Below are 6716 nucleotides of genomic sequence, written 5' to 3'. Positions count from 1 at the left end.
TTTGTTCAAAATACATTAGTTTTAATACTTGAAGATTGAAGGTGAGCGGGAAGCTGAGGCCGGGTTGGAGTTGAAAAAAAAGATTAGTTGGTGAGCCATAGTATTTTCTTCATAAAACCCCAAAAGAGTAAATCCATGAAATTAATAATTGAACATTTACACAAAGCTTTCAATTTAACTTTTGAACTGGCAGATGTTATTCGCTCTGAAGATTTAAAATTAAAACTAAAAGATCTGCCTTCTAATACCATTGGAGACCAATTTTATTGCATCATAGGAGCCAGAGAAAGTTATTTAAAAGCAATTGTCAACAATGGCTGGATGGGGTTTTCCTGTTCTCTGGATGATACTACTTCTAAGGATAAAGTGCTAAAATGTCTTAATAATAGCGCTAAGGACAGTATGGATTTTGTAAACAAAACCGATTTAAATGAAAATCAACTTGATTTGCTACTCAACTTATTAGAGCATGAGATTCAGCATCATGGTCAGTTGATTCGATTTTTTTATGGCAATAAACTCAGCTTTCCCCAAAGCTGGACCGAAAGATATACGGTATGATTTTTCATAAAAATGAAAACTTATATTCAAATAAAATGTCTACTTTTAGTTGAAAATAAAATGTTTTTTTGGTGAACCTCCTTAACAATATTTAACAGTAAATAATTATGCAAACAATCTTAGGATCAGGTGGAGCAATTGGAATTGAATTAGCAAAAGCGCTAAAAGAATACACAAACGAAATACGATTAGTTAGTCGAAATCCGAAAAAAGTCAATGATACGGACACTCTTTTTTCAGCTGATTTGCTAAATCAGGAGGAGTTAACTAATGCAATTAAAGGTTCAGGCATTGTTTATGTAACAGTTGGGTTTTCGTATAGTCACAAAGAGTGGAAAGAAAAATGGCCAAAGTTTATCAGCTATCTTTTGGCTGCTTGTGAAGCAGAAGGATGTAAAATAGTTTTCTTTGACAATGTCTATATGTATGATAAGGATAGTCTCAATCCAATGACAGAGAATACATCTGTAAATCCACCTAGCAAAAAAGGCGCTGTTAGAGCAGAAATTGCTCAAATGATTATGGATAAAGTAAAGTCCGGAAAAATTCAAGCCCTGATTGCTCGTTCTGCTGATTTTTATGGTCCTTCTATTCAAAACACCAGCCTATTGACGGAGACGGTTTTTAAGCCATTAAGTGCCGGAAAAACCGCAAATTGGCTGATGAGTGATAAAGTTAAACACTCTTTTACTTTCACTCCGGATGCGGGTAAAGCAACTGCCTTATTGGGAAATACTGATGATGCTTATGGTCAGATTTGGCACCTTCCAACCGCCCCAAACCCTATGACCGGAAAAGAATGGGTAGAAGCAATAGCGGGAGAAATGAATACCAAACCAAATTATCGCCTTGCATCAAGGTTTATGGTTCGATTGATAGGTCTGTTTGTTCCGGTAATGAAAGAATCATTGGAAATGTTATATCAATACGACCGTGACTATGTTTTTGACAGTAGTAAATTTGAGGAGAAATTTAATTTTAAACCAACTCCTTATAAAGAAGGTATAAGAAAAGTAATCGAAACGGATTATAAATAGATAACAGCTGCTATGGCCGGATAGCAGTTATAAAAGAAAGTAATATGGTAGATAAAAAACTTAAAACTGCCTTAGGACTTCAATAACTTTATAATTGAAAAGATTGCTGTAATAGATTAAAGCAAAACGGCAACAAAGTGTTATCGTTTTTATCAAAAAAAGGTTGAAAAGGGAGGGATTTGAATAGTTTTTTGTTGAGAATTATTCTTGTTTGGTAATGGAGAACGAGTTTACCGAAAAGAATAATTATTGAATTTAACTTTCTAAAATAAAAACCTATTTAAGCTGATTAAGGTCGTTTTTGATGTGTTTCAATTCATCTAAAATTAGGTTTAAGTTTTTTTTCATTTCACTCAAAATTTCTTTTTCTGTAGGTTGAAATTCTGTGTGCTCCTCACATAATAAATCCAGCATATTTATTTCGAAAATTTTTGCAATTGCTTCCAGTCTGTCAATTGTAATTTTTGTTTCACCACGTTCCATTCTTCCATAATTAGCGGAATCTATATTCAGGCAGTAGGCCACATAGCTTTGTTTGTAGTCTTTGCTTATGCGGATTGCCCGAATTTTTTCATATACGGTCATATTATAGAATTTCGGAATTAAATGTTTCATGGTGTGATAGTGTAAATTTTTACAAAAAGTTTTTTGTGTTTTGGGTATTTAAACCCGTGCTGTCAAAAAGGACAGCACGGGTTTTGGTTAAAAATTATTTACAAGCTCCCGGAGCTCTACATGCGCAACTTGATGGTGCATGACATGGGTGATCTGTACATCTTGAGACAAAGGCTTCTGACATTTCAGTTTCAAAGAGATTTTCGTAGATAACTTTTGTCTCTTCAAATGCGTCATTCAAATTTTGCTTGTCATCTTCTCCGTGCATACCGAAGTATGGATAATGGTCAAGAAATCGGCCTAAAGCCTGTTTTGTATCCCTTCTGTAAGCTCTGGTGTCTAAAATGTGCTGATGCCACATTTTGTCCATAAGCTTGTTGGGAACTATTGACTTTTTTGGATAAAGCTTCACCATCGTTAAAAACTTTTTGTACTCGGTTTCTGCTTTGTCACATAGTTCATGTGTCCAACTTTCACCTTCTTCGGTGTCTCTTAGTTTCCACTTGATTCTTTCCAGATCAAGCTTTTGAATTTCCGGCAGTATGCCAATTTGATTTTTAATTAAAGTGTTCATGATTAAAAAATTAAGGGTTAAAAAAATGATAATTAATTGTTCTTTTTGCGTTTCATCGCTGATTCAAGTCTTGCAGCAAAGCTTTGTTTGGGTACTTTTCCTCCATTTTTTTTGGCGGTTATACTTTTTACCCGATTTACTGCTGTGGATGTGATTTTTGTTTTCTTTTTCATAGTTAAAAATTTTAATGTTAATAATGTGTTTACTTTTTGAGTGACTTATGATCAAGTTCTTGATAATATGTATCTTTATCTTTATTTAGATAGCAGCTGTAGTTTTTACACCAAAAAATTGTAAGTAGTAATCTCTTTTTTTTAATAAGCACAAGGCTGTGGTTGTCTTTTATGAGATTTAATTTCTTTAAAAAATTAGGCTTAACAATTACTACTTCTTTCTCATAATTCGTTGACTTAGCATGTGGCAGTATTTTATAAAGTATCTTGTCTTCAATCTTTCGGTCCCACTGCCGGAGCATGAAATGGTTTGATTTAATAAACTCTAATATTTTATTCATAGCTGCTCATTTATAGTGTTAAGAATAAAGTCTGCTATTTCGTCCGGGCTACTGAAGTTGTCTGCATCTATAATCAGATCATAGTTTTTTTCTGCTGTGTAATCAATTCCATAAACCTCGAAGAATTGTTGACTGAATTTGTAATTGCGAAGTTTGACCGTATGGTGGGTTTCCTTTTGCCTGTTTGCATTTTTCAGGCGTTGAATAGCTGCCTCATCAGATATTTTGATGAAAATGTGGAAGGCATTTCGAATGAATAAAAACCCAAGCCGGTAGTCAATAATCAGATTCTTTTCCTCATTACATTCTTTAGAAAATGTTTTGTCGATTTGCTTATCAATTTCCGGGTTTTGAAGGCAATGATTTTGAAAACTAACTATATCAAGCCCTTGTTTTTCAGCAAATTCTCTTGTTTTATTACCGATTGAAACAAATTTGTAATTCAGCTTTTTTGCGAGTAGTTTACCAATGGTGGTTTTGCCTGAGGCAACTTTACCGGAAAGTGTTATTTTTACCGGAAATTCAGATAGCCTTTTCCATTTGTAAATTCCGCCTCTTTCCACAAATTTTGTAAAGTCATAATTCACTTGCTGAATAGCTAATCTTGCACCTATATCTAATATCGGTCTGCTATAATTGTGCTTGCCTTTTGCATTGTCATAAAATCTCCCGGCCGGGTCTACCATTGCGTAAGACCCTTTCATATCATCATTTGATTCTGGAATAATGACAGTATTTTTTTGTAATTCTTTATGGCGTTCTACAAATTTCAGGAATTGTTTACCTCCAATTTTTAAATCGTCAATCTTATTATCGTTTTGCCCGCTAATTGGCAACACCTGAAAGATTTTCCAGCGTTTTGGTTTTGCGTAATCGATAAACTCACTCATGTCTTCAGCATGGTTTAAGCGATGGACAACAGTATTGATTTTGAGTCCGTAGCCATACTTTTTTACACGATCTACTAAGATTTTGTAATCGTCAATAGACAAAGTTTTTTTGCCGGTAATGGCTCTGCCTGCCCGGAGGTTTGTTTCCGGATTTAAACTATCAATGCTGATAGCAATCCAGTCGAGATAGTTTTTGTTTTCTTGTAGAAATATCTCAGAGAGTTTACTACCATTAGTTACTATCATGGTAGTCATACCAAACTCTTTGGCTGTTTTGATTAAATCCGGCAGCCAGGGGCAAAGTGTTGGCTCTCCACCGGCGAAGGTGATTTTTTCAAATCCAATTTCTGCTAATTGTTCCACAACCTCCAGAGATTGCTCTTTTGGTAAGTGTCCTTTTGGAAGAATACTGTTTTTAACATCCTGAAATGTTGCGAAACAAAATTTGCAACGCATGTTGCACGGTTCCCATAAATGAAAATTTACTGATGGTATCATTTGCTTATAATTTTTGGTTATGAAGCAAATGTCAGCATGATTTTGAGGGCACTCTAATTACGGGTAATGTAAACCCTGTTAGAGTAATAAGAGCGGATTTTTATCATGGAAAACCGGTTTTACCGGGTAATAAGAGCGGAACTATAGATTAGGCACGTGTTTCCTGAAGTTTTCAGATATAGGAATTACTTTATCATCAATCTTTTCTGATTCATCGCACACTTGTACTCCTAACTCGTTAGTTTTTCTATTTGAATATATAATCTTAGAGACATTTACACGATATGATTGATGAGGTTTGATAAATATCGTTTCATCAAAGCCAACTTCAGGCATCTTAGTGAAAGAAAAATCAATTAATTTTTTCGGTTTGCGGTCAGTAAAGTAAATAGTTTTATTGTTAGACTTTCCACTACTTCCGGTATCGGTTTCAAGACAAACTATAGAATCAATCGGAACCCTGGTTCTGTTTCGTTCTCCTTCAAAATTTAAAAATACGTACTCTAACTTTTCATGTACCTGTATAGATTTGATAAACTTGGGCAGTATTTTTTTTAATTTATCTAATGTTATTGGCTTTGTGATATGTTCTATTACTTTGGCTGAACTGATATTTAAATCTTCAATACCGCGATAGTAATCTTTAGTTTTACCGCTTACAAACAAAACAGGTAAATCGAGTCTTTGAGCAACATCCAAACCGCTCATGCTGTCACCTATCAACTCAATGTCAAGTATTAAAGCTTCGGGTTGAGCATTTTTTACTTTTTCCAGAAGCTCCTCAGATTTTGAAGCCCAGGCAACGACTTCAACCAAATTGGTTTCGTCTAAATTTTCTTTCAGATCTTTTAGCAGTTCTTTATTATCCTCTAAGATGGCTACTTTTAATTTCCCCATAGTTTTCTACAGCTTTGAAGTTGATATGATAATTAAGTCTTTGTATTGGCAGTTTTTTGTTCAAAATTTATTTTTAGTGTTGAGTGAAAAGCCGTTCCATTTTGTCGGCTTTGCATTTCATACTTATCTTTTAACAGCAAATCAAGTCTTTTGCGCATATTTACTAAGCCGAGACCACCATTGTTGGAATGCATAATCTGTCTTTTGGTACGATTGGTGACTATCATTTCAAAAAATGTATCCGTCAGTATAATTCTTACATTTAAAAAATCCGGGTGTTCAGTATCGCCGTGCTTAAATGCATTTTCCAGAAAGTATCCGGTGATTAAATGTGGAATGCAATTTTCACGATAAAAAGTTGAATTCATGTCTATATTGCTTGTATCAATTTTGATAGCATCTATGGAAGTGGTAAAAATATTATTCAATTTCAAATACTTTCTGATAAAGTTGATTTCATCCTCTACACTGACCAAATGTGTATTGCCCTGGTACAAAATGTAATCAAGTGTATCTGATAAAATATCCATCCCTTTGTTGAGTTTTCCGGCAATTACTTTCAAATTAGAGAGGATATTGATGAGGGTATGTGGTTTTAACTGAAACTTCAAGTGCTCTGTTTCTATTAAGGCTTTTGTTTTATTCAACTCACTAATCTGATTGATCATTTTTCTTTTCTCGTTGAGCAATTTTTTTCTTTTGTTTTGCTCAGAGTTTAGTAGACTAATAAAGCTAATAATTAATAAGACAATAACCCCAAATAGAATAATATAAATAAAAATATGAAATGAAATATTCTCCATAATCAAGGAAAACTATAAGTGTTTTGATGTATAATTTGAATAAAAATAAAAATAAAAGTTTAAAGCATTAAATTTTGGTAAGGATATAGTAAAAAAAATGTTATAATGTCTTTGATCGTAGCTGCTACTAACATAGTTTTTCCTATTATGAATTTTGAAAGCTTACGAATTTTAATAATTTTTCACGAGAGATTTAAGGATTTTTCTTTATATTTAACTTAATTTAACTTTGACTACTATACCGCCCTTTCAGGGCTAGAGCTTTATCTCTATAGCTTAACATCGGGCTGTCGCCCAATGTTGGAGTATAAATCGCCCTTTCAGGGC

7 protein-coding genes and 1 pseudogene are annotated in these 6716 nt (G+C 33.7%); 2 read left to right on the top strand and 6 right to left on the bottom strand.

All coding sequences use genetic code 11. The features are described from left to right. Positions 1-135 precede the first annotated feature (135 nt). Both EA412_01035 and EA412_01030 read left to right on the top strand, forming a co-directional pair. The gene (locus EA412_01035; protein TVR83261.1) at positions 136-561 is read left to right on the top strand and encodes a hypothetical protein; all 426 of its coding nucleotides are present in this window, start codon (positions 136-138) and stop codon (positions 559-561) included. Between the two features lie 107 nt (positions 562-668). After that, the gene (locus EA412_01030) at positions 669-1598 is read left to right on the top strand and encodes an NAD-dependent epimerase/dehydratase family protein (protein TVR83260.1); all 930 of its coding nucleotides are present in this window, start codon (positions 669-671) and stop codon (positions 1596-1598) included. A 276-nt stretch (positions 1599-1874) separates the two neighbouring features. Here EA412_01030 and EA412_01025 read toward each other — a convergent pair whose 3' ends face one another. The 6 genes and pseudogenes from EA412_01025 to EA412_01000 all read right to left on the bottom strand — a co-directional run bounded on the left by EA412_01025 (position 1875) and on the right by EA412_01000 (position 6395). Next, entirely contained in the window at positions 1875-2213 is a 339-nt protein-coding gene (locus EA412_01025) for an XRE family transcriptional regulator (protein ID TVR83259.1), read from the bottom strand. A gap of 94 nt (positions 2214-2307) precedes the next feature. Next, entirely contained in the window at positions 2308-2787 is a 480-nt protein-coding gene (locus EA412_01020) for a hypothetical protein (protein TVR83258.1), read from the bottom strand. 202 nt (positions 2788-2989) lie between these two features. Further along, positions 2990-3301 (bottom strand): hypothetical protein, encoded by a 312-nt coding sequence (locus EA412_01015; GenBank protein ID TVR83257.1) that lies wholly within the window; start codon positions 3299-3301, stop codon positions 2990-2992. Between the two features lie 536 nt (positions 3302-3837). Further along, positions 3838-4689, bottom strand: a pseudogene (locus EA412_01010) (radical SAM protein). Between the two features lie 141 nt (positions 4690-4830). After that, positions 4831-5586: a response regulator gene (locus tag EA412_01005; GenBank protein ID TVR83256.1), complete on the bottom strand. Its 756-nt coding sequence runs from the start codon at positions 5584-5586 to the stop codon at positions 4831-4833. 32 nt (positions 5587-5618) lie between these two features. Then, a complete protein-coding gene (locus tag EA412_01000; GenBank protein TVR83255.1) occupies positions 5619-6395 on the bottom strand; it encodes a hypothetical protein in 777 nt (258 codons plus the stop codon). Positions 6396-6716: the final 321 nt, after the last annotated feature.

It is taken from the genome of Chitinophagaceae bacterium (genome assembly GCA_007695095.1).
GTDB lineage: Bacteria > Bacteroidota > Bacteroidia > Chitinophagales > REEL01 > REEL01.
The sequence above is the reverse complement of the archived record's forward strand: the minus strand, read 5'-3'. Positions and strand labels throughout refer to the sequence as shown.